Source organism: Moorena sp. SIO3I6, assembly GCF_010672095.1.
The window spans coordinates 36,375-59,323 of the sequence record NZ_JAAHHU010000035.1 but is presented as its reverse complement, the minus strand read 5'-3'; the positions used below and the strand labels follow the sequence as shown (position 1 = coordinate 59,323).

Sequence of the window (22,949 nt, the reverse complement as noted above, 5' to 3'; positions counted from 1 at the left end):
CCTAGAAAGATGAGTGGAAGGCTTAACTCCAATTGCTGACTACCACTCCTCCCTCAGGCAACAATAAATTGCACCTTGACCGTTTTATACCGGATTATCCCGATTAATGACGGTTTAAGAGTATCTCCCCCCTGAATGCATTTGATCAACCAGAAAAGCACACCATGGATTTTTACACACAGATACCGGATAGGCTAACCGATCGACTAATCTGAGTCTATTTGGTATCTGTGTACATCGGTCTCGTGCTGATAAGAGCAAAATGCCAACAGTCTTAGCCCCTAAACTTCCTTTGAGCTTATTTTTCTTCCTGTCTTCGCAGTTGACTTATGTATAAATCCTATCTATAAATCCTATCTATAAATGCTAAGATTGGGCTAGAAACCCCTATAGCCTAGGCGGTGCTTTACCTGTAACCTTACCAATAGTAATAATTATTAGTCAAGTGTCTCTCACCACAGATATCTATTATAACTCAACCAGTCCAGCCATCGCCAGGACTGCTAACGGTAGCCGTAACTTGGTTTTTGAAGAATTAGCCGAAGTGAGTCCGATGGATCAAGCTGTTTCTCTAGTGTTTATCAATCCCCAAGAGCCTAGTTATGAACCTAGTTATTCTTATTTCCAAGAAGTCCAGTTTAACAATCCCATAAATCTGGAAAATGTGGTCAGACCGACAGTTAATTTTCTTGAAAACCCTCAATCTACCCTACCTGTCGAGAATCTCGTTATTGGTTTTGTCCTAATTTCCATCTTCTCTTTCATATTTATGAAGAGTTCTTGAAAGCTGAAAACCCCCGTGCTTGGGGCGGGGGACGAAAGCTACACCAAGTCTAGTACCTTGCGTTTCTGAGTTAGTAATTTTTAAGGTATAAATCCAGGTTAATTAGCTATAAATAAGAGCTTGAGCAGCCAAACAATTCGGTATTATTTCCAGGAATTATCGATTATTTGGCTGAATTATTATTACTTGTTAAGTGTTAAGTATTACTTTAAAATTGACCTTTGACAAGTAACAAGTAACAAGTGTCAAGTTTAAAACCTAGGAGAGATGTGAATGTCTTATAGTGATTTTAAATCTCTAGACACACTAGCTTCTCTAGGGATTGATATGCTAGAACCTGTGCCATCTCTGATTCAAGCAGACCCAATTTACCCCAGTGACTTTCTTCAGGAAGCTCTCAGACGCTTTGTGCCACTAGCAACTGCTATCAATACTGAAAAAGCTCGCTCTGAATATCTAATCGCTCCTATTTTAAGTGAAATTACAGTCATAAACCCTCGTATTAGTCTGTTTTCTGGCAAAAACTTTAATGTAGATCCAGCACAGGGACTTACTGGATTTTTTGATTTCATCCTTACTGATAACCCAGATAAGGTGAAGTACCCCAACCTGCTTGGCTGAGGTTGGGGCTTCCAATTCTCAGGTCAATTCAGGGACGGTCTTATTCGTCTTATCGGCGAAGCCGACGCTACGCGAACGGGTTTCCCGCGCGCGTCCCCGACGCCTCAACCAGCAAGCTGGAATTGGTCTTACTCAGCGTCCACAGGCAGACGTCCGCCTTCCGCAGACGTATAGTTTTCTTTCTTCGACAGACTCACCTTGGAATTACGACTCTATGGTCAACCAGCCGGGGTTTGTCTCTTCCCGGAGACGAAACCTTAGTAGAGTGGAGCCTTTATGGTTGGTCGGCTATGCATAAAAGGGTTAAAACTGTTTGATTAAGGCTCCACTCTACTTACGGTAACTTCAAACCCTGATCTGGAGCTAGTACTTTGTACACCTAATGGTCTAAAAACTGATAAGATATTAAACCATTTGTAAGGTAGCCTTTTAGTCAGTCAGGCGGGTCAGCAACCAACTTTATTCTAACATAAATCGTGATGATTTGTCATCACAAGTTGAGGCGCGACCCCGTAATTTAATTCTTCAAAGGTCAAGCGCGCCTCCATCGTCTCGCTATCCATCCCAGAGACGAAACCTTAGTAGAGGGTCGCCTTAATCATAAAGATTTAACCCTGGGACGAGTAGCCGACCAACCATAAAGGCGACCCTCTACTTATGGTAACTTCAACACCCGTCGCAGAGGTGGGGAATTCCGCGAGTTTTGTTAACGATCAAAGCTCCAGTGGTGGTAGTGGTAGAGGCAAAAAACGAAAATATTAATGAAGGACTCCCTCAATGCCTCGCCACAATGTATGCAGCTCTATTGGTTAACCAAAAAGAGCCAGAGATGGCTGAGCGAACAGTATATGGAACTGTTACGACGGGACAAGTGTGGCGATTCCTGGCTCTGACACCAGAAGGCAAGGCGATGGTGGATCTTAATGACCGCTATCTAACACCTGTGGATGAATTACTGGGAGTGCTGGTTGCTATGACGACTAAAAGTTGACTAGCTCATAGTTGATCTTGATTTAATTTAGACCATTGACGCAACGGTTTTTTTTATTGACCCTCAACCCTCCACAAACAAGTGCGATCGCATTTCCCTATTCCCTCTTCTGACTTCCCTACTCCCTACTCCCTACTCCCTACTCCCTACTCCCTACTCCCTACTCCCTAATAATGCTGAAGCAACGGTTTTCCCTTGTGCTGCTGCTATCGAATTCCCCTCCATCATCGCCACCACAATTGAGCCTTGCACAAGCAGTAAAAACTGTCGAGCCAATAATTCAGGATCAGTAATGCCTGCAGCCTGAGCCAGATCGAGAATATAGGCATAAACCGCTTGTTGGTGCTCCAAAGCCGCCTGATAACCTTGGTGATTGGGCTTGGCCAACTCTACAGTAGCGTTATTGACATCCTCCCACCGCTAAATAAGCGCGATTATAGCGGGGGTACCTCGCGACTCACGACTTAGGTTTCTGCTTCTTTCTCCGGGACGGGGAGTTTTTCGCACCAGCCTTCCGAGATTTACTCTCTTGAGGTCTTACGGTCGCTCCACAGACTGACACGGCAAGCCCTGCCGCCAAAATATTAATTGATGCATTAATATCGCGATGCTCCGTAGGAGCCGCTACGCGAACATGATGAGTGTTACAAGATGGGCAATCCCATTCTCGAATACTCAAAGGCAAAGATTCGACACGATTAAGGCATACAGAACACAGCTTACTACTGGGGAACCATCTGTCAATAGAAATAGCTTTACGGTTGTACCACTCTGATTTATATTTGACTTGACGGATTATTTCGGCCCAGTTAGCATCACTGATTACCTGAGCTAGTTTGTGATTTTTGACCATGTTTTTCACTGCTAAATCCTCAAACGCAATCAATTGGTTTTCTTTGACCAGTCGAGTAGTTAGCTTGTGAGTAAAGTCCTTTCTAGTGTCCTTAATTTTTGCGTGTATCTTAGCTACCTTTAATATTGCTTTGTAACGATTGTTAGAACCTTTTTGTTTTCGTGACAAAGCCTTTTGGTATTTAGCCAGTTTTTTCTTTAGTTTTTTGAAATGCTTGGGATTAGCCATCTTTTCCCCGTCACTGGTCGTGATTAAACTGGTAATCCCCAAGTCAAAACCAACTTGCTTATCCGTTAGAGGCAAACTCAAGTCTCTATGGTCATTAAATCTAATTGAGATATACCACCGATCCCATGGATCTAAGTTGACGGTAACGGTACTTGGATTGCAGTTTGCAGGTAACTGACGACTCCAACGAATAGGCAAAGGTTCTTTGCATTTAGCCAGATAGATCTGGCCATCTTTCCATTTAAATGCCGATTTTGTAAATTCTGCACTACCACCGTTGCGTTTTTTCTTAAAATTCGGATATTTAGCACGACCTGCAAAGAAATTAGTAAAAGCAGTTTGGATATGCCTTAATCCCTTAGGTGCGCTTTCCGTTGGCGAATTAAATTCGCCACGGGTCGCACCTGTTGAAGTGGAACACAGCTGACTTCATTCAAGAAAAACAAGTCATCCTCTTTTTTCCATCCTGTCAACATTGAGGAAGTTTCTTTGTAACTAATCCTTTTTTGGTGTTCGTACCATCCTTTTGTCCTGGCGTCTAAAGCTTTGTTGTAAACAAGTCTTACACAGCCTAGAGTTCTCCTCAACAGATTCTCTTGTTCAGGAGTTGGGTAAAAACGGTAACGGTAAGCTTTTTCAACCATTCTTACATTTTAAAAGATTCCGTGTGGAGTGTCAACTGGACGCAATTCCTGAGGGGCTGTGTGGGTCACCTGCGTCCGCTCCCCCCCTTACTAAGGTAGGGCTGTTTCATTCTGGCCAAAAATAGATGGGGACCCACCCCTAACCCCTCCTGGGAGGGGTTAGGGGTGGGTTCCCCCTATCTCCTTTTCTCGTTAACTTATTTTTCTTTGAAACAGCCCTGCCCTTACTAAGGGGGGTTAGGGGGGATCCCTAGTTTTCACGGGACTTTATACGCCCTGTCTCCCGCTAACCCAAAGGGCTGAGGGGGTGACAAACAGCGTTAAAAACCTTACTGGGTGTGGGGTGACCGGGTGCAAGGGTGTAGGTAAACATCAGGAGCTGGCCAGTTTGGTAGCGATGCAGCGCGGTCTTGGGGAGGCAGCGCGGTCTTGGGGGTTCCCCCCATGAGCGACTGCCGTGGTTTCCCCCATGAGCGACTGCATCAAGAAGAGACGGTTGAATCAGGTTTCGGACCGTTCGCGCAGCGTGGCCTAAAGGCCAAGGAAATTGCACCGGGTTACTCCAAATTCCCTTCTATTTTCCCCACACCCGGTCACCCGGTCACCCTAGACCCTGTCTAGTTTTTAGCCTTGTTGTCACCCCCTCAGGGTTTTAAGGCAAGAGGCAATAGGCAATAGGGATGCATCGCTTTCAAAATTTCCTTTCACATGTACCCAATAGCGATTGTCTAAAAATGGCTGAAAAGCTTTCCAGTTAATGGTTTTGTCAATAACTTTTCGGGGAACTTCAGTTGTTAGGGGAAATTGGGGTAGATTTCCTGGAGGATATTCCGTTGGAGTTGCAGCCGGAGTAGTTGCAGGTGTTGTCGGTGAGTGGGTCTAATGTTAGGTTGGACTATTGTCTGATTGAGAGGACGATGGCTGCTTTAAGGGGGCAGTATGGGATTGGGAGTATTACGGTGAAGGTGGTTAGTTAGGGGGGATTTTGATTTCAATTATTAGTTAGCATTTTATACCTATCTATCGAGTACGCTGATACGCAAGATAACTACCTAAGCCCAAACTAGTACCTGTAGATAATAAAGATAGCAAGGTGCGTGGGTCATTAAGAAAAGACCCCACAAAAACTAGCAAGAAACCAATAAGTGAGGATAAAATGAAAATGAAGGGGTTACCAACAGCTAATAATTGTGGCATAACAAAATTCCAGAAGAAAAATATTACCAAGCCAGCAAAATAAGAAAAGATAGCCAAACGACCTACTGCGTTTCCCCTTCTACCTCCTGTAGGTATTAGTACTGCCTGACCTGTGATATCCCCTAAAGCAATCAGTCCTAGCCCATGCACAAGTCCTATGATTTGTAAAATAACATCATTGCTAGTAGAGCTACTGAGCAGTTGAGTGAGCTGAAATAACGCAAAGTAACCGAGAGTTGATACTCCTACTCCCATAACTCCAGCCAGTACCATCCTTGCGCGTGTCTGAAAAGTAGAATTAGCTCTTCGTCTAGCTCTCCCAGATGGTCTTCTAGGAACTTTATAATAAGGACGAAATTTTTCATAGGCTTGGGGTTTGCGTTTTCTAGCAAGGCTTAAAAAGTCCTGAATTTGGGATTTTTGGCGCAAGTATTCAATGAGGCTATTAATAATCTCTACTTTGCTGCTTCCCGGATTTATTAACTCCGCCACAGGGCTAAAATTATCATTACAAATAGCAAGTATTTCTTCAGTTTCAAAGCCTTGCTTTAACAGTGCTTGAATGTTTTTTATCTTGAAGCGTTCCTTAAGAATTTCAGTCAGGTAACTAATGCCTAATTCACGCTCCAATACAGACCTATCTTGCTCGTATAATTCTATAAGTTTATCGAGGGCTTCTGAAGGTAATTCAATCTCGATTTTTACACTGCCCTTCTTCACAACTATGAGTTTGACTTGTCCACGGTCTATTTTTTCACCATTGGCTCTCAAATGTCCTAATAAAGCTCGAATTCTTGCTTCAGTTACTTCCGGTGATTCAGGGTAGTCACCTAAGCATTCAATTTCAAGTCTGCTGTTTTCCGTTTGGCTACTTTTTATAAATAAACCTCGAATAAGCACACAAATTTTAGATTCATAGTAATGCTTGATAATAGTTTTTTTTGATAATAGTTTTTTTTTATAGCTAGGATCTATTTTACAAATCCATTTTTTATATTTTTTCTGAGATGTATTCTTGATAATATCAATCAGTTTATCTAGCTCATTATGGCGATGGCAGTATATAACTAAGTACTCGATTCTAACTAGAATCTTTATATCAAGTTTCGGTTCGAAAACCTCTGGAAAAACCGGATAAAAGCTATTACAAAGTTTATCTTCAGTGGTAAAAATAGTTTTTAGCAATTCACTGAGCGGCTCTAGGTAGTATACTTTTCTCAATAATCCAGGTGGTATTTCCTCCCAAACTTCTTCCAAAGTTGCTATGGAAACTGCTATGCCAACTTTACCCTTATTTTGACCCTTACCTTCTAAGTGGGTAACAATGCCCAAAACATTGTAGCTTCTAGTATCTATTACAGGTGAACCGCTATTGCCAGGTTTTAAAAAGTGGTCTTGATCAATCTTTAGTATCCAACTATCTACTTTTGATGGCTGATTTTGTCCTTTTAGTCTTTTTTTATCCCCTAGATAACCTTGAAGATTATCTAGGGAATAAATCCTATTTCTTGAATCAAACTCTGAGTAAGCGTGTATTCTAAATTTGGTCAAAAATTTTCTATTAGAAAGCTCTCGACGGAAATTTCCCAAAGGTAAATTAGGCAAATTTTTCAACCCTTCAACTTTTAAAATAGCCAGATCATCAGCATAACCATTTTCACTATGATAAATAACAGTTGCATGACGGTTCTCGACTTTAACTTGGTCTATTCCTCCAACGTCTCTGACTACATGGGCACAAGTTAATACATAGGCTCCCTCTTCGTCTTCAAAAAAAATAAATCCAGAACCGAAATCAGTTTTTTTGGGATCTGTGCTTTGAATGTGGACAACAGACAGTTCCTCAAACTCTTTTTCTGGTTCTTCCCAGTCCAGGTTTTTTAAGTTCCAGTTCATTGCAGTCAGGTGCTACTTATGATGTAAGGATTCAGGTATGGGATTGACAAAGGTCAGGGTGAAGCCGGAGAATCATCATAAGAATGTTTAGCTTCTCTCGGATCCCTCAAACCACTGAATATGACCAGTTGTCCAAAAAAGAACTGGTCAAGCTGGTAGTGGAGCAAAAGAAGCAACTAGAGCAGAGACCTAAATAGTCAGACTTCATCAAAACCCCCATGAAGGAACCTACTCAAAAAGTCCCAAAAGAAGCTTGAGGCGGAGGGTGCATCTCACTTTTGCCAAAATACTCCGATTGAAGGCTAAAACACTTCTCCAGTTCCCTGAGCTATAGATTTACAACTTTGAGATGCACCCAAGGCGGATTCGGAATCAGACCAACCCACCAAAAACAAGCCCGGAGGACAGCCCGGTCACAAAAGCAAGACCCGCAAAGGGTTTGGACGAGTAGACCCCTGTGAAATACTCCGCCCCCAACAATGCCCCGCCTGGGTTGGGAGTCTGGAGGAGACGCTCAAAGTCGAAACCCATCAAGTACCCCAGCTAGGGTCGCGCCCCATAGAAATTGTATAATACCAACGCCATCATTGTCAGTGCGACCACTGTGGGGGAAGTGCCAGTGTACTGTGGCCTGATTCCATTATCCCCCGTCACTTTCCCAGATTAATCAAGCAGTCCGGAAAACACAACCGAGCTATTGTAGAAGTGCTCGTGAGTCTGATCGATCGATGAAGCATTTGGCCATGATCACCTCTGGCAAGAGAATGGAGATGAGAGGGACTACCAACAGTGGGTCAGGGGATTGAAAACTCAGATACAGGTGAGTCTTCAAACCTGGAGTTCGGCAGCCGGAGCCGAAGCCGGAAAACTTTTGCGCTCCCTCAAATAGAAGGCATCCCAATGGTGGTATTTTTTAGATCATCCCCAAGTCCTACCGGATAACAACCTTGCTCAGAGGTATTTAGCTTTGGTGGTAACTAAGGGTAAGGTCAGTGATGGCTCTCGTTCTCTCGAAGATTTCGAGCAGACCGCTAATCTACTTACCGTCGTCCAAACTTGCGGCTTCCAAAGACCTTCGGTGATGGATTTCTTTGACCGAAGGTCACGCTACGCGAACGAGCAAGCTCTGATGGCGGCATCGGGTCACTTACCCGAACCCCCTTCCCTCATCCCCTCTCTGCACACCTGAATCCTTACCTTATGATTCGCTTTTGTCACTTGGCTTAATAACCAGTTTCACTGTCAAGTTAGCACCCGCTTTTGATTTAGTTATGTATAGGTTTCCTTCTCCTTCAAAGCTCAAACCTATGCTAACTTCAGCTTTTTCGATACTTAGATCCTTGTGAATCTCTCCCCATGCGTCAGCAATAGGTTTGCAAGCACTGATCAGGATTGGTTGAATTTTTTCAAATGTTGCATCCACTCTATCTGCAAATCTACTAGAAATTTGCTGAACTTGCTCCTCTGGCACATCTACCTCTACTAAGGTGCCATCTTCTAGTTGAATGAGTTTATTAGCCATAAAGTTGATTTACTAAATTAAAACAGAAAACCAAAGGACTTAATGCTTGCTTCAGTCTATTTCAACAAGAATCCGGAAAAGGCACTTAAAAAGTACCCCCAAGGGTAATCTTTGTCAGGGAAAAACAAACAACACACCTACCCAATACCTGCACTCCAAAGCCAATATGGATACAGTGACCAGTCATCAGTTATCGAAATCAATGGTTTAATCGGGGTGGGCATCGTTGGAATAATACCAAATCCGCTCCAAAAAGCCCCTTTACGATTCCAGCTGCTCTGGTGCTCTGCTTTTTGCTTAAAAAGGGGCTAATTAACCCGGATTTGGGATAACTACCTTTGCCTTTGTAGCCAGTCCAAGGAGTCAGTCATCAGTAGTCAGTGATAAAATCAGTGACCAGTTACCAAATAAGCAAATTCAATGGTCACTGAAAAACTGGTCACTGCTCCCGCAGCACCAAAACGCCACAGTGCGTTCGCGTAGGGTGACCTTTGGTCAATCGCATATCTCATAGGGTGCGAAGCACGAAAGTGCAACCCACCGAAATCAAACCCAATCGCCCGATTTAAACCCCAAACAAAAGTAAAAAAATGTCAGACTAAGGCGGTAAGTTGCATTTAGGTCTAAGTCAGGAATCTCAGAGATAGTTAGTGCCGTGGTTAGTAGCAACTATCTCAGTGACAACCAAGTATTTTCCACCTCATAAAGTCACTCAAAACCATTACGCTTCCTATTTCCTATTACCTTTTTTTTTTAACAACCTTCCATTCCATTACTGTACGATTTATTTCAATTACCCCTCACAAAAAAAATTCTAAAAACCCTTGACAATTTTTAATATAATCGTTATGATTATATTCTACACTTCAAAACCAATTTTGAACTATGCCTGACAACTTTCGCCCCAATCCAGAAAACAATCCTGAGGAGATCATTCCTAGTAATACTCCTCAGGAACCTTCCCCAAAAAAATACCCCGTTCAGCATATTCTCAAGGGGTCCCGCCGGGCAATAAGCAACACCATGTATACCCTTTCTGCACTGCGTTATGCCCAAGTTTCGGACTGGAGCCCCCTTCAGCCTACTGAAATTCCTGGCGAATTCATGACGACTATGACGAAGTACATAATTCTAGATTAAAGTAAATTAGTAGGGGGGGGTTCCCCCCCTAGCCCAAGAATCAAATCTGTTCCCGTAGGGTGGCCTTTGGCCAATCGGATCGGATTATTTCTGGGTTGGTGTACGAAATTCAGGCATAAGTAAAATTTCCTAGCCGTGGAAGGTATTTCTGCGGCTATTTTTTTTTGGTAGTTTAAGGTTAGGATGTTGTTCGCCTTTGGCGTTCCCGTAGGGTAGGTTGAAGGTTAGGATGTTGAATGTTGAAGGTTGAATGTTGAAGGTTGTTCGCGTAGCGTGGCCTTTTGGCCAAGGTTAGAAGGTTGTTCGCGTAGCGTGGCCTTTTGGCCAAGGTTGTTCGCGTAGCGTGGCCTTTTGGCCAAGGTTAGGATGTTGAATGTTGAAGGTTGAATGTTGAAGGTTGTTCGCGTAGCGTGGCCTTTTGGCCAAGGTTAGAAGGTTGAAGGTTAGAAGGTTGAAGGTTAGGATGTTGTTCGCCTTTGGCGTTCCCGTAGGGTAGGTTCTCTGTCAGAATGTAGAATGTAGAATGCATAATGTAGAATGTAGAATTCTAAATTCTAAGCTGTTCAGCATTTAGATTGGGATACCTAAATTGCTCAAAGGGAACAGCGTATCACCGGAACAGGTAACAGGGAATAACCAATTTAAATGCACATCAGCTTAGGGTTTGCTGTTTCATTTATCGTATTTTTAACTCGTCTTGTCTTAGTGTAGCAACATAGATGGTGCCTTACACGCAGGTTTTTGCACTCTACAAGAGCAGCGATTAGTCCAAAGGGCTATATATTCCTGTCGAGGTAGGACGACTTATCCGTTTACTTAACCCATGTAAGGCTCAATACTGCTGACCCAATCTTAATCTGATGGGTGGCTTTTTGGTTAGTATTTTCCAATACCTGCTTAGCCTGATCAGCTTGTTTTAGTTTTGTAATTAACTCATCTAACTTCAGTTCTGGTTGTCGTAGATAAGAAACAAGATAATCATGCACCAATTGATAGCGGTGAGCAACAATATCCGGTACCTTAACCACCAACCCCGACTCTACTAAAATCCTTAACACCAACTCTAATTTATCAGCTTCTGTTCCTAAATGATTAGCTAACTCAGCCTTGGTCTTCAGTGGACGATTCCCTTTTTCATCTGTCAGTAAATATAGCACCAGTTCCGCCACCTGCTGATTCTCTGGTCCACAATCCTCCACTACTCCAGTCAAATACCGCGCCATCAATCCTTGCTTTGAACCCCCTTCCCAATATTGTTCCAAGGTAGTAATACTTTCCGCCTGCAATTGCGCTCCTACTACCTGCAATTCAATCGGACGTACTTCCGAGAACTCCCCAGCTAAATCCTGTACCAATTCTTCAATCAAAGCTGGTTCCAGGTAAAAATGCGATTGTTTAGTTAATTGCTCAATCACCGACTTGGCATCATCTCGGGAAAAATTCCCTAAAGGATAGCGCACATGCTTACTCAATATGTCATTGCCAATAATTTCCATACTCAGCATGGGATTAGCGCTACCCGACCATGCTGCGCGTTCGCTGAAAGCGGGACTCTCGGCAGAGCCGACGCTACGCGAACGTCCATCGCATTCGAGTAAATAATGGAGATAATCCTCCCGCATCGACAGAATCACCTTCACTGACGGAGTATTAAGACACTCTCCTAGGAATTCAAAAAATTGCCGTCGCTCAGCTTTATCCAGGTAAACAAAGAAAAATTCTTCAAACTGGTCAAAAATCAGTACTGTCCGCAAATTGTGCTGTTCATTTTGCCGCAATTGCTGTATAATAATATCTGGACTTTGTAGAGATGTTCCATGCAATGTCTCTAAATTTATTCTATTTAATGCCTCTGCCAATAACCGTCCCAATTCTTCTACCCAATTGCTATAGACTGCCATCACTACAGGCAACACATCTTCTGTACCAATCACAGTCTGTTTCAACCCTGGTACTAATCCCCCATTCACCAGAGAACTCTTGCCCACCCCCGATTCCCCATGAATCACAATTAGCTTGTAATCATTGCTTCCAATCCGTTCAATCAAGCGATTCACATCCTGCTGTCGCCCAGATGCCGCAATTTCTAGCGCTATAGTTTTTCGATTCTCCTCCTCTAGGGGGGCAAGGCGTTGCGCTCCGATCAAATTTGTTGGCAACCCCACCAACCTTATCCGTTGTCGTGGCTGTAATCGACTAGCACCAATAAACCCTCCCCAACCATACTGTTGCGCTAACGATTGTTGATATTGCTTAAGTTGGAAAGCTTGGAGATACTGCCCCTGCTGGAAATAAAGCGATCGCAATCCCTGCAAAATCCGACTGTAAAACCGAGGATTATCCTGAGGTGCAATAACCCTTGCCTGTTCTAGGTGTTGGAGTGCAGCTTCAGCTTCACCTAGCCGTTGCTCAGATTGAGCTAACAGTAGTAGATACAGACTAGTTTGAAGTGAGTGCATTGTCTGGAGTGCATTCTCCTGAATGCCGACTCCTGAGTTAAGACATGGTTTTGTGCCCTCTGTACCCTCTGTTTCCTCTGTTTCCTCTGTGCCCTCTTGTGCCACACCAGAGGAAACTGTCGCTATAGTGTCTAATGCTTTCTGAGCATTTTGCTTAGCCTCTTGCCAACGAGATTGGTTAAGAGCGACTTCTGCTAAAAATCCGTAAGCTTGGGCTTTTAGTGGTGCCAGACCTTGCGCCCCTAATAGGATTTGGCGTTGCTGTAACCCTAGGGCATTGTGAGCTAAGTGATACAAATCATCCCAATCCTCTAGACGTTGCATCACCTCACCTAGTTGATTGATCAACTTAGTGACTAAATCATGACGATTCAACTGCTCAAACCTATCAAGACACTGCTGGAATAATCCTCTAGCATCGTTCCAATAGAGACAGTTTTCTGGTTCCCGAGACTTTTCCCCCTGCTGGAAATAACACAACCCAATGTAAAACAGGACGATTCCCTGACGCTCCAGGAATTGCTGATCACAAACGGTAATCTCATTGACCGTAGTATCACTCCCGTTTTCTAAGTTATTTAGATCTTCTAAGTTATTTAGATCTTCTAAGTTATTTAGATCTTCTAAGTTATCTAGATCTTCTAAGTTATCTAGATCTTCTAAATTATCTAAATTAGATGAAGAAACATTTTTCCCACTTTCCCCATCTCCTGATCTCCTGATCTGGTAATCTCCCCATCTCTCAGTCTCTCTTTGAGCTGGTTGCCAAAATGCCAAACTTTGCTCATAGTGAGTTACTGCACTACCCAACTGAGAGTTAGCATAGGCCTGTTGACCGCGAAGGAATTCTATACTAGCTTTGAGCGCAGGTTCTAGGGTTTCACCGCGATGCTGTAAATCCTTCAGAGCAGCATCAATTTCCCGGTAACGTAGAATACCTATATCATTAGGGACAAAATATGCTATAATATTATATTTTAAAATATAGTCAAAGATAGCATCGGTAGTCTCTTTGAGTTCAGTAATTAAGGTTTCTGTTGCGATCGCGTAGCGGTTCCAAAGGAACATCGCAAATTCTATCGGTGTCCCCAAACTCTCGAAATCTGGAGCAAACTGGGTTAGTTGCTGCTGAACCTCATCTGTAATCCATAACACTAAGGGGAAAGGAAGATTTTTCTGAAACTCTTCGAGCACTTGATTAGTAACACTCAGCATCTGTGCTAGATTCTGCACCGATTCTAAGCCCAACACCATCACAGCACTAGGGCGTTCTTCTCCCACTATTGACCGAATGGTGTCATAGAGCACGTTGTCTGATGGCTTAAGGGTTACGGTATGAATGTCAAGGTCCCAGAGTGTTGATAATTGCGCTACCAAACGGAAACGCACCCTAATATAATTACAGCGGGCTAAAATCAGCTTGAACTGTCCCTGAGAGGCTTCTACTGCCGACGCCAGTTTTTTCAGGGCATGCTGATTATCAGTTGCGATCGCATTAGAGTTATCCATCGACCAATGTAGGGTCTTCCCGCCATTTAAGTAGCCATCTCAACTCTCAACTCTAACATCCAAACTCCAAAAAGGGACGCCAAGAGCCAACAACCCTCAACCACCGATTGCTAGGATAACTGTTGCAAAGCCAGTCACATTCAGACGGTCTTCGTTATATAAGGTAGTACGCACTACTAAATCGAGATAAACTCTAGGGCGTAATTCTCCTCGCCAACTAATCGAGTCACCCCCTTGGCGGTAGGGAGACTCTCCGGTCGGTAATCCACCCAACTGCGCACCTTTGTCGGTTTTGCCGGTATAACTCAAAGTGGTACCAGGAATTGTTTCTCCCTGCTTGACTCGGTATAAAACTGGAACCTTGTAAACCACTAGACTGGGGTTTGTTTGAGCCGGTACCTGCGGTACCCAACCAGGTTTAGAAGATACCCCATCTACCGTTAGACGAACAGTACCACCAGCCTGTAGGCGTTCATCACTATAAACTAATACCCGCTGGTTGAGGCGCATTTCGACTCCCCTCAGAGGACTTCCAGTCCAGTCTAGAGAGTCACCACTGCGCTTAAATGCCCGCTGTCCATTGATCAACACTTCAGCAGTTTTATCCTCCGTCCTACTGATGTACCGAATATCAGTCCCTGGTATCAATGAACCAGCTTTCACCTCCTGCCTAACTGGTCCTTTGTAGACCAAGGTAGAGTTTGACCGAGGCTGCCGTTCCAATAGACTGCAACTAGTTGTGGTAGGGACAACAGCCAACAGCACCGCTGTGGCAATTAGTAAACGTTTAAGCAAACTGAGTGCTGAGTTTTGAGTGCTCAGTCCATTGTCTTGAGTGCATTTTCCGGCGTTGCTGAATAATGGAATGATTTTAAGAGTGAGGTAGAATGGGCATCTTGGTGGAACTGGCATCTTGCGTAGAACTGGCATCTTGCGTAGAACTGGCATCTTGCCAGTTTCCTCCTTATTTCGCGCGGGCAGGATGCCCACTCTACTCCTATTCATTACTTGATTGAGCAACGCCCATTTTCCTAGGTCGTAAGACGTGCTCAAGACTGAATCACCTAGTTTATGCTCAGCTCTTGCAGTGTAGGATCTGTTTTCCAAGTCAGGTTTCATGTTTGGCCTCTTTTACATGCAAGCTTGCCCCCCGATCTTCGGTGAATATTGGGGGATAACCTTTTGCCTTTCTTAATTCCTACTATAGCGATTACCAAAACCTATCTGGCTTGGTTAACATCAAATTGGTCACAGTTTCTGCAGTGAGGGCTTCATCAAATAATAATCCTTGTCCATATTCACATCCTAAATTTTGCAAAATGTCTTTTTGTTCTTGGGTTTCTATTCCCTCAGCAATTACCTCAATTTTGAGCTTTTTAGATAGATTAACTATCGCTTCTAGCGTATCCAAATTTTTGCCATTTTTTGGAAATCCTTTGCTAATAAAAGAACGGTCAATTTTCAGGATATCAATTGGCCAATCATTTAGATAGGAAAACGATGAGTATCCGGTGCCAAAATCATCGATACACAATTTTATATTTCTGTCTTTAAGTTTCTGCAAGATAGTGCTAGCAACTGAGGCATTATCTACCAACACACTCTCAGTAATTTCCAGCTTCAAGTTCGCCCCACTCAATTCTAAGGTGGTGCAGATTTGGTCAATCTGGTCAATCAGCTGGGGTTGGTTGAGTTGAATACCAGACAGATTCACACTGATACTCAAAGAAGAATAATCAGGAAACTGGTCTTGCCAAAAGCTTAACTGTTTGCAGGCTTCCCGCAAAATCCATTCCCCAAGGGGGATAATTAGTCCTGTTTCTTCTGCTACCGGAATAAACTCACTAGGACTAACCTTGATGCGAGTGCGGTGCTGCCACCTCGCCAAGGCTTCAAAACCAATAGTTTTGCCCGTTGTCAGGGACACTATTGGTTGATAATTCAGATGCAATGTTTCGTATTTAATTGCCTGTTGTAAGTCGGTTTCTAACTGTAGTCGCTCAATAGCTCTCTGTTGCATACTAGGATGAAAAACTTCTGAGGAGCCAATACCTTCTAATTTGGCATAATACATCGCCGTATCTGCCGCTCGCAGCAAATCTTTCGGTTGCTCATACCCCATGGTACTCAGGACAATACCAATGTAGCAATTAGAAGACACGACTCGCCCATTGAGTTCAAATGGGATGGAAATCTCCTGATGGATACGCTCAGCTGTCTCTTTCACCTGATCTAAGTCTTGGATATTCGAGAGCAAAATCCCAAATTTATTCTCTCTCATCTGTGCCACTATATCCTGATCACCGATGCATTTCTGTAAGCGTTGAGCAGTAGCAACTAGGAGTTGTTCACTGAGTAGATCACCTAGACTGTATTGGATAAGTAGGTAGCGACTGAGAGTCAGACATAGCACAGCAAATACATTATCCTTCTGAGTGTTTCCAACAATTGGTTCATCCCAGCAAAGAGTTGGTAGAATCGGGTATGCCATCGGTAGACATTTGCGATTGTGAATTGGCTGTACTGGCTTAAACCACTGGCGAAGGTAGTATAAAAACAATGTCCGATTAGGCAAACCGGTCAATTCGTCATAAAACGTCAGGTCTTGTAACCTCTTGATTGCCTTCCGGTAATTTTTGCGCACCTTTGCTTCTCTTAACTCCCGCTCCACCGCCGGAACTAATCGTGCTAACTGGTGTTTAAGTAAATAGTCATGGGCTCCCGCTTTCATAGCAGCGATTGCCATATTTTCCTTAATCGAGCCGGAGACGATAATAAACGGTAAGTCTAAGCCTTTTTTTTGTAAGAGGAGTAAGGCACTAATGGCGCTAAACTTAGCCATGAAGTAATCAGCAATCACCAGATCCCACCCTTTATTATCTAGGGCTTCGTTCATTGCTCCTGGTGCTTCCACTCGTTCATAAATTGCTTCGTAGCCACCATTTTTTAGTTCAACCACTAGCAACTCAGCATCATCTTCTGAGTCTTCGACAATCAAAACTCGCAGTGGTTTATTCATAGATTTACCCTATCTATTCATCAATAATTTTCTACTTGATTAGAAAGATTGTGTCTTAGGAGATAAGTAATCTCCTTATAGAAATACAACTAGCTTAAGTTTACCTCATTTTGATGTAAGTAATGGGCAAATTTTGATGAGTATACATGATCCAAAATTCAGAAATCAGGACAATAATTTAGCAAGGTTAGTGGGAGGAGCAATAACGATTAGTGGATTCCCAAGCCAATTTCTCCTAAAAATTCCTGGAAAATCAATTATTCTGACTCGAAGCTCCTAACTCGAAGCTTTTGACTGGGAGGATAGTTGGTTATGTATAATTCAGGTAATTTTAGGTTTAATCCCAACAGATCTAGAACTAGTTAAAACAATTGAACTATCCTCCGCGTCAAGCACAGGAGATTATAATTGGTTATAAGAAAAGCAGGCTTCAACTACCGACTTTAGTATAGGTGCGCTTGACCCATTAAGAATTAAATTCGCCACGGGTCGCACCTCCTGTTGACCTTGGTGAACAGGAGGTGCTTTGTAGTGCGGATTATCCTGGAAATCTTTGCAAAGTTGACCATAGGAATACTCTTGTGTTTTCGACCAACTCGGTACATATCATAAGCATCAAAGTAAGTGTAATACTGACAGTTTTCGTTTAGAAGTCTGTCTTACTGCCTACCAAGCCTGCTTGTACATGTTGTTGGCTGGTTCACACCATAAAACAAGTAGGTCATTAGTTTCATCTGGTATGTTCCCAGACAATAATCCAGATAATAATATTTTCTTTGTCCCGTATTGCACTAGTTAGATCACCTCCTAATCACAAACAAAGTAGACCAGGGGTGTGCATCCCCTAACTTATTTTCATCCCCCGGGTCAAGCATGGGGGCAAACAAGCTGCGATTTATGTAAATTCAATTCCTAACAGCTTAAATTTACTAAGCGCCATAATTAACCTTAGCCATCTTCAATCCTGAATTTTCATAAAAAAGAAACCCATGGCTGCCATTTTGCCATTTTTATGTTTGGATTTGCATTAAAAATGAAACACATGGCTGCCATTTTGCCATTTTTATGTTTGCAAACAGATCATCAATTGTAATTTAACTAGTGCTAATCATTAGATCAGTAGTGATGGCCATAGTTTTCAGGTGTGGAGGAGACGAAGCAATGGTGTTATTATAACCAATAATTTGTGAAGGGTGGAAAGGTAAAATAAAAGGTTGCTCCATCGGGTCACCGCTAACTCTCGAAAGCTCTAGCAAATCGTCAATGAGTTTCCACATATGCTGACTGTTAGCAGATATACGTTGGAGATAGACTAATCCTATAGCCAACGACTAGCAATTGGCATCCGCCAGCCAGTACCAAAGGCGCGGTCAGTAACCTTTAAGCCTGGCGGGGCTTGTCGGCGCTTAAATTCAACACGAGCGACTAGTCGGATGATTTTGTTAACCACTTCGGGCTGATGACCTGCATCAATAATTTGCTCCGGGGCTTGGTGCTGGTGGATCAGTCGCTCCAGAATATCATCTAGGATATCGTAGGATGGCAAGGAATCTTGGTCTACTTGACCAGGTTTTAATTCAGCGCTAGGGGGCTTAATTATAATGTTAGAAGGAATAATTTCTGTTTGGCTTAAAGGTTGTTCGCCTTTGGCGTTCGAGTCAGTTAGGTTAGCCGGTTGAGGCTGATCAGGTTGAAGGTTAGAAGAGGAGTCTGAAGGTTCAACCTTGACCCTACTAACCTGCAAATCCTGATTAACCTGGGACTCCTCTGCCTTAGAATTTAGCCACCGACATAGGGAGTAGACCCGGGTTTTGGGAACATCGGCAATTACAGCTAATCCACCATTCATATCACCATAGAGGGTACAGTAACCCACTGCCATCTCTGACTTGTTGCCAGTAGAGAGCAGGAGATAGCCAAATTTATTAGCGATCGCCATCAGTAAGCTGCCCCGAATTCGGGATTGAATATTCTCTTCAGCCACACCAAACTCTGTCCCGGCAAATAGGGAGGCTAAGGTTTGGTCAAACCCCTGCATCAAGGAACCAATAGCTAGGGTGTGAGTCTTAATACCTAGGTTTTGTGCTAATGAGAGAGCATCTTTGACGGAGTGGTCAGAACTGTACGGAGAAGGCATGAGAATCCCCAAGACATTGTCTGCTCCTAAGGCGGCGGTGGCAATAGCAGCTACAAGAGCAGAATCAATCCCACCACTCAAACCAATTACGACTTTTTTAAAACCACACTTACGGGTGTAATCCCGGACTCCTAGGACTAAGGCTGACCAAATTTCTTCGTCTAGGCTGGCTGGGGCTGGTGCTATGGCTGCCGATGGTGGAGACTGTATAGTTGTTTCTGGTGGGGTGACCAGATCCTGTGTTTCTCGGTCATATTCCAAAATGACTAAGTCTGTTTCAAAGGCACGGGCGCGACATACCATCTCACCAGCCTGATTAAATGCTACACTACACCCATCAAATATCAGGTCATCATTGCCTCCTAGCTGATTGGCGTAGAGGATAGGTGTATGGTAACGGCTAGCGCTATGGCGCAACATTGCTTCCCGAGTTTTCTGTTTACCCGCGCTATAGGGTGAGGCGGACAGGTTTACCACTAGGTCTACACCCTGTTGAACTAAGTCTGTGATGGGATTGACTTGATAGCTGCGTTTGCCCCAAAACTCTTCATCGTTCCACAAGTCTTCGCAAATGGTAACACCGATTTTAATTGGGGAGTGGGCATTCTCAGTTGTGATTCGTGATGGTTGGTGATCAATGGTGAAGGAATTACTCTCCCGTCCTGGTTCAAAGTAGCGGTTTTCATCGAAAACATCATAGGTGGGCAAGAGTCGCTTGTGAAAAATCTGCCGTACTTTTCCCCCCTCTAGTAGAGCAATGCTGTTATATAAAGGTTTGCCACCAGCAAGCTCTGCTTTGGTATTCGGTGTTACTGTCCCCACCAAAACCGCTAGAGACATTGGTAGCTGCTGAGCTAGTTGTTGCACTTGTGTAGTCATCGACTCTCGAAACTTGGGATTGAGCAGCAAATCTCGTGGTGGATAGCCACACAAGGATAATTCTGGTGTCAGCAACAGACGCACATCCTGACTCGCAGCAGTCTTGGCTACTTCAAGAATCTGTTGAGCGTTGCCTGTAATATCACCAATGGTGGGGTTGAGTTGAGCGATCGCAATCTTCATCATTTTTGCTTGTTTTTTATAGTTTAGGCCATCTACTTCACACAATCTTTAGTAATCTGGGTTTGGTTAGTAATTAAAGGCGAAAATATACAGTTTATATCGTATATAAAAAAATTTTTTATATAAAAAGTAACTGGCTCATGATTAGCATTTTTATTGGAAATTGCTTGGCTGGTTTTATTCTTTGATTACCTTGGAAAATAAACTCCAAAGCTTGCTGCTGATATCTTTGAACAATTTATGGACAAACATAAATTTTAACAATTCCTAATCCCTGTAATTATATAGGCATCTCATTTCTTAAAATTTAATCGTTATATTTATTGATATTAAATTCAAAAAAAATCCTAGAATTTTAACGAAATTAAACATAAACGTAAACTCGAACGTAAACCCTAACGCAAACCTAATACTTGATAGTGTAGATTAAGTAATCAAAAATAAATCATGAACGTAGAAGAACTAGAAAACCGTTATCGAGAAGAGATTCAAAGTCTAGCAAACCAACTTCAAAATGCAGTTCTCGGACTGTCTCAGACAGAAGCAAAAATTGCTAAAATGGGACGGTCTATAGAGAACCTGAGCGAAATCCTTCAGGAATTTCTCCTACAGCAGAATCAAAAAAACTAATTCCATGACTGATGAGACAATCAATGTCAATGATTTCCTTAACAGGACTTACGCAACAACCTTATCTGTAGGGTGCGTTATTAACCAACCCTACTTACTACTTAAGGGAACTTCTGGCCTAGTTTTGCGTAAGTCCTGCCTAAGACTTCAAACTCATATCATCTCCGGTACCATCGGTATTGTATACCACAAGAGTGTTTGGCAGGGGGCTCAACTTTGTGGCTCTCAAGACAAATGACAAAAAAAGCGGACTGGATATCAATTGGTTATTTCTTCCTCTATGGCTTGTTCTATTTCTCTGAGAAGCGCTGGTTTGACTAGATAACGACGAGCTCCTAGTCTGAGAGCTCGCTTTTTGTCTGCTGGGAAGGAGTAGGCAGAAAGGATAACTATAGGGATTGTTGCCCATTGGGATTTCTTGAGTTTTTCGATCAAGGTAAAGCCATCAACTTCTGGTAATTTGAGATCCAGCAGAATCAAGTCAGGTTGAAAGTCGGCGAGGTCTCGTTTAATGGTTAACCCATGGGGTAAAGCGCAAACGTCATACCCTTGCAACTGAAGGTATTCAGTGATAACTTCTCGATTAAAATCGTCATCCTCAATGAATAGGATTTTATGAACCACAATTACAGATGTTTTTTCATTGCTAAATAAATACCAACGGTTTATCCTTTAAACGAGCATATGCCTCCGCATCAAAGCGGTACAAACTTCATGGATGACCTGCTCCCTGAGACACTTTTCAACTAGTATCAGCCAGGAAGCATAGCTTTAAAAGACGAGGGCTAAAATTGTAATAATCAGAGACGTTTTCAAAAAAAAATGTGGTGTACAGTCGATAAATAGTATAGATATTTTTGAGGGTAAATACATCTCGGAACAGGTCAAAGGCGACAGAATTGTCTGCCAATTTGTTGCGCAAATGCCGATAACCATAGTCCAAAATTTGATTATGGTCAAAGGCGAGCTGCGGCACATGCTCGATGGAATACCAGGCAATACCACTGACATCATCTGTGTTGAATTTAGCTTCTTCTAGTCGCTCTAGGGCAAAGTAACTGACGGATAGGTAACCCATGGCGTAGTGGTGGTTATAGGTAACCTCGACTCTAACCAATTTTGGTTGATAACGACCTAGTTCTCCGAAAGTGTACAGTTGCTCTAGGTTCACGTTGTTAACTCGAATTTTCTCTGCCCAAATCCGTTCGCGTAGCGTGGCCAAACGCGCCCCGCGTGGCCCAAAGGCCAAGGCCAATCGGCAGCATGGTCTAATGATTCTCCGTCCCACACCAAGGTTCCTGGTAAACTCGATTTACCGAGGAAGGCTTCCTCTTGGAGTACCAAAAGGCGGCTTTGTTGGGTATTGACGGAAAAAATCACATGACGGGCCCTGACCTGGAGGTTGGCTAGAGCTGGTAGTTTGACCTTTATATTGCTGCTTTGGGTCATTGGTACAACTGCTCTTGATGGATATAGTCCTTAACCAGAGGAGTCAGTGCTGTTGTATCACCATTCTCACGATACGCTGTAGAGGAAACTGATGGTACCGTAATATTAGCGATCGCTAATTGTGCTCCTAGATGCTTCAACTTTTCTAAACTAGCCTGATCTACTCCATATCCTGAACGAGGTATCACCAGCAACTGTACTTGTTTTAACAATTGTTCAATTTGATACCAACGGGGCATCTGACGGACTAAATCAGTACCAATCACCAGAGTCAAGTTTGCCTGTAATCCCCAGCGCTGTTTAACTAGTGCTATGGTTTCCAAGGTTCTCGGGCTACTCAAGTCGGGGCTGACACGGATCGGATTTTGATACGGGTCAATCTCCTCAATCAGTAACGTGAGCATTTGGGAACGTTGTTCTAGGGTGGTCTGATGAGACTTGAATGGATTATCTGAGGCCCAAACCACCACTTGGTCATAGTGATGGGATAGCCACTGGAGAATGGCTTGATGAGCACAAGTTGGGGGATCTGCACTGGTACCAAACAGGGCAATATTGACCATAGTTAGTTAAAAGTTAGTTAAAAGCTCAAAGGGGTTTGAGATTAGGTTTGCTCTTCAGCATCTAGTGCGTGAAAAGTGATCTAAGCCTAGCGTTGGGTTTTAGCTTCAGAATTATAAAATTTAAACGCGCCACGGATTAGGGTACACTCAAAGGAAACAGAATGCGATGGACTTCGTCCCGCTTTCAGCGAACGCTTGAACTGCTACAAGCTATATATAGCTTATTTGCTTAAGTCCTGATACAA

Annotated in this window: 20 protein-coding genes and 2 pseudogenes; 6 read left to right on the top strand and 16 right to left on the bottom strand. The window is 43.2% G+C overall.

Annotated elements, in window-relative coordinates; genetic code table 11:
* Window positions 1-445 precede the first annotated feature (445 nt).
* The 3 genes from F6K49_RS13120 to F6K49_RS13110 all read left to right on the top strand — a co-directional run bounded on the left by F6K49_RS13120 (window position 446) and on the right by F6K49_RS13110 (window position 2,396).
* Window positions 446-784 carry a hypothetical protein gene (locus F6K49_RS13120; RefSeq protein ID WP_293039906.1) on the top strand — a complete coding sequence of 113 codons (339 nt, stop codon included), beginning with the start codon at window positions 446-448 and terminating at the stop codon, window positions 782-784.
* Between the two features lie 273 nt (window positions 785-1,057).
* The gene (locus F6K49_RS13115; protein WP_293097198.1) at window positions 1,058-1,405 is read left to right on the top strand and encodes a hypothetical protein; all 348 of its coding nucleotides are present in this window, start codon (window positions 1,058-1,060) and stop codon (window positions 1,403-1,405) included.
* Between the two features lie 703 nt (window positions 1,406-2,108).
* A complete protein-coding gene (locus F6K49_RS13110) occupies window positions 2,109-2,396 on the top strand; it encodes a hypothetical protein (RefSeq protein ID WP_293097195.1) in 288 nt (95 codons plus the stop codon).
* A 153-nt stretch (window positions 2,397-2,549) separates the two neighbouring features.
* Here F6K49_RS13110 and F6K49_RS13105 read toward each other — a convergent pair whose 3' ends face one another.
* The 3 genes and pseudogenes from F6K49_RS13105 to F6K49_RS13095 all read right to left on the bottom strand — a co-directional run bounded on the left by F6K49_RS13105 (window position 2,550) and on the right by F6K49_RS13095 (window position 7,214).
* The gene (locus F6K49_RS13105) at window positions 2,550-2,783 is read right to left on the bottom strand and encodes a hypothetical protein (protein WP_293097191.1); all 234 of its coding nucleotides are present in this window, start codon (window positions 2,781-2,783) and stop codon (window positions 2,550-2,552) included.
* A gap of 70 nt (window positions 2,784-2,853) precedes the next feature.
* Window positions 2,854-4,121: pseudogene (locus F6K49_RS13100) on the bottom strand (RNA-guided endonuclease TnpB family protein).
* Between the two features lie 1,020 nt (window positions 4,122-5,141).
* Entirely contained in the window at window positions 5,142-7,214 is a 2,073-nt protein-coding gene (locus F6K49_RS13095) for a trypsin-like peptidase domain-containing protein (protein WP_293097188.1), read from the bottom strand.
* Window positions 7,215-8,181: 967 nt separating this feature from the next.
* On the opposite strand from F6K49_RS13095, the gene F6K49_RS13090 reads away from it, so the two are divergent.
* The gene (locus F6K49_RS13090; protein WP_293097185.1) at window positions 8,182-8,403 is read left to right on the top strand and encodes a hypothetical protein; all 222 of its coding nucleotides are present in this window, start codon (window positions 8,182-8,184) and stop codon (window positions 8,401-8,403) included.
* Between the two features lie 9 nt (window positions 8,404-8,412).
* Here the strand turns inward: F6K49_RS13090 and F6K49_RS13085 are convergent, their stop codons facing one another.
* Both F6K49_RS13085 and F6K49_RS13080 read right to left on the bottom strand, forming a co-directional pair.
* The gene (locus F6K49_RS13085) at window positions 8,413-8,736 is read right to left on the bottom strand and encodes a CU044_2847 family protein (protein ID WP_293097182.1); all 324 of its coding nucleotides are present in this window, start codon (window positions 8,734-8,736) and stop codon (window positions 8,413-8,415) included.
* Window positions 8,737-9,125: 389 nt separating this feature from the next.
* A complete protein-coding gene (locus F6K49_RS13080) occupies window positions 9,126-9,248 on the bottom strand; it encodes a hypothetical protein (protein ID WP_293097179.1) in 123 nt (40 codons plus the stop codon).
* Window positions 9,249-9,621: 373 nt separating this feature from the next.
* On the opposite strand from F6K49_RS13080, the gene F6K49_RS13075 reads away from it, so the two are divergent.
* Window positions 9,622-9,876, top strand: a complete 255-nt coding sequence (locus F6K49_RS13075; protein WP_293097176.1) for a hypothetical protein — start codon at window positions 9,622-9,624, stop codon at window positions 9,874-9,876.
* Between the two features lie 178 nt (window positions 9,877-10,054).
* On the opposite strand, the gene F6K49_RS13070 is transcribed toward F6K49_RS13075, so the two are convergent.
* The 7 genes from F6K49_RS13070 to F6K49_RS13040 all read right to left on the bottom strand — a co-directional run bounded on the left by F6K49_RS13070 (window position 10,055) and on the right by F6K49_RS13040 (window position 20,062).
* The gene (locus F6K49_RS13070; protein ID WP_293097173.1) at window positions 10,055-10,204 is read right to left on the bottom strand and encodes a hypothetical protein; all 150 of its coding nucleotides are present in this window, start codon (window positions 10,202-10,204) and stop codon (window positions 10,055-10,057) included.
* The gene (locus tag F6K49_RS13065; RefSeq protein WP_293097170.1) at window positions 10,168-10,302 is read right to left on the bottom strand and encodes a hypothetical protein; all 135 of its coding nucleotides are present in this window, start codon (window positions 10,300-10,302) and stop codon (window positions 10,168-10,170) included. The genes F6K49_RS13070 and F6K49_RS13065 overlap by 37 nt, the downstream gene beginning before the upstream one ends.
* 386 nt (window positions 10,303-10,688) lie before the next feature.
* Window positions 10,689-13,844, bottom strand: a complete 3,156-nt coding sequence (locus F6K49_RS13060) for a hypothetical protein (protein WP_293097167.1) — start codon at window positions 13,842-13,844, stop codon at window positions 10,689-10,691.
* A gap of 96 nt (window positions 13,845-13,940) precedes the next feature.
* Entirely contained in the window at window positions 13,941-14,792 is an 852-nt protein-coding gene (locus F6K49_RS13055; protein WP_293097162.1) for a hypothetical protein, read from the bottom strand.
* A 262-nt stretch (window positions 14,793-15,054) separates the two neighbouring features.
* Window positions 15,055-16,863, bottom strand: a complete 1,809-nt coding sequence (locus F6K49_RS13050; RefSeq protein ID WP_293097156.1) for a GGDEF domain-containing response regulator — start codon at window positions 16,861-16,863, stop codon at window positions 15,055-15,057.
* A 1,094-nt stretch (window positions 16,864-17,957) separates the two neighbouring features.
* On the bottom strand, window positions 17,958-18,140 hold the full coding sequence (locus F6K49_RS13045) for a hypothetical protein (RefSeq protein WP_293024753.1): 183 nt from the start codon (window positions 18,138-18,140) through the stop codon (window positions 17,958-17,960).
* Window positions 18,141-18,181: 41 nt separating this feature from the next.
* Complete coding sequence (locus tag F6K49_RS13040; protein ID WP_293097201.1) at window positions 18,182-20,062, bottom strand: NAD+ synthase; 1,881 nt, start codon at window positions 20,060-20,062, stop codon at window positions 18,182-18,184.
* A gap of 447 nt (window positions 20,063-20,509) precedes the next feature.
* On the opposite strand from F6K49_RS13040, the gene F6K49_RS13035 reads away from it, so the two are divergent.
* Window positions 20,510-20,692 (top strand): hypothetical protein, encoded by a 183-nt coding sequence (locus F6K49_RS13035; RefSeq protein ID WP_293039650.1) that lies wholly within the window; start codon window positions 20,510-20,512, stop codon window positions 20,690-20,692.
* Window positions 20,693-20,950: 258 nt separating this feature from the next.
* Here F6K49_RS13035 and F6K49_RS13030 read toward each other — a convergent pair whose 3' ends face one another.
* The 4 genes and pseudogenes from F6K49_RS13030 to F6K49_RS13020 form a co-directional block, all read right to left on the bottom strand.
* On the bottom strand, window positions 20,951-21,316 hold the full coding sequence (locus tag F6K49_RS13030) for a response regulator (protein ID WP_293024747.1): 366 nt from the start codon (window positions 21,314-21,316) through the stop codon (window positions 20,951-20,953).
* A 22-nt stretch (window positions 21,317-21,338) separates the two neighbouring features.
* Window positions 21,339-21,770, bottom strand: a pseudogene (locus tag F6K49_RS53340) (hypothetical protein).
* An 89-nt stretch (window positions 21,771-21,859) separates the two neighbouring features.
* Window positions 21,860-22,141, bottom strand: coding sequence for a hypothetical protein (locus F6K49_RS53335; RefSeq protein WP_364303364.1), 282 nt, complete (start codon window positions 22,139-22,141; stop codon window positions 21,860-21,862).
* Window positions 22,138-22,704 (bottom strand): nicotinate-nucleotide adenylyltransferase, encoded by a 567-nt coding sequence (locus F6K49_RS13020; protein WP_293069575.1) that lies wholly within the window; start codon window positions 22,702-22,704, stop codon window positions 22,138-22,140. The genes F6K49_RS53335 and F6K49_RS13020 overlap by 4 nt, the downstream gene beginning before the upstream one ends.
* Between the last annotated feature and the right edge of the window lie 245 nt (window positions 22,705-22,949).

Bases quoted from the DNA above. Each gene is read 5' to 3' on its own strand.
- F6K49_RS13055 (WP_293097162.1), bottom strand. From the start codon at position 14,792: ATGCCAGTTCTACGCAAGATGCCAGTTCTACGCAAGATGCCAGTTCCA.
- F6K49_RS13085 (WP_293097182.1), bottom strand. From the start codon at position 8,736: ATGGCTAATAAACTCATTCAACTAGAAGATGGCACCTTAGTAGAGGTA.
- F6K49_RS53335 (WP_364303364.1), bottom strand. From the start codon at position 22,141: ATGACCCAAAGCAGCAATATAAAGGTCAAACTACCAGCTCTAGCCAAC.
- F6K49_RS13115 (WP_293097198.1), top strand. From the start codon at position 1,058: ATGTCTTATAGTGATTTTAAATCTCTAGACACACTAGCTTCTCTAGGG.
- F6K49_RS13045 (WP_293024753.1), bottom strand. From the start codon at position 18,140: ATGTGGAAACTCATTGACGATTTGCTAGAGCTTTCGAGAGTTAGCGGT.
- F6K49_RS13035 (WP_293039650.1), top strand. From the start codon at position 20,510: ATGAACGTAGAAGAACTAGAAAACCGTTATCGAGAAGAGATTCAAAGT.
- F6K49_RS13060 (WP_293097167.1), bottom strand. From the start codon at position 13,844: ATGGATAACTCTAATGCGATCGCAACTGATAATCAGCATGCCCTGAAA.
- F6K49_RS13020 (WP_293069575.1), bottom strand. From the start codon at position 22,704: ATGGTCAATATTGCCCTGTTTGGTACCAGTGCAGATCCCCCAACTTGT.
- F6K49_RS13075 (WP_293097176.1), top strand. From the start codon at position 9,622: ATGCCTGACAACTTTCGCCCCAATCCAGAAAACAATCCTGAGGAGATC.
- F6K49_RS13040 (WP_293097201.1), bottom strand. From the start codon at position 20,062: ATGAAGATTGCGATCGCTCAACTCAACCCCACCATTGGTGATATTACA.
- F6K49_RS13080 (WP_293097179.1), bottom strand. From the start codon at position 9,248: ATGAGATATGCGATTGACCAAAGGTCACCCTACGCGAACGCACTGTGG.
- F6K49_RS13095 (WP_293097188.1), bottom strand. From the start codon at position 7,214: ATGAACTGGAACTTAAAAAACCTGGACTGGGAAGAACCAGAAAAAGAG.
- F6K49_RS13050 (WP_293097156.1), bottom strand. From the start codon at position 16,863: ATGAATAAACCACTGCGAGTTTTGATTGTCGAAGACTCAGAAGATGAT.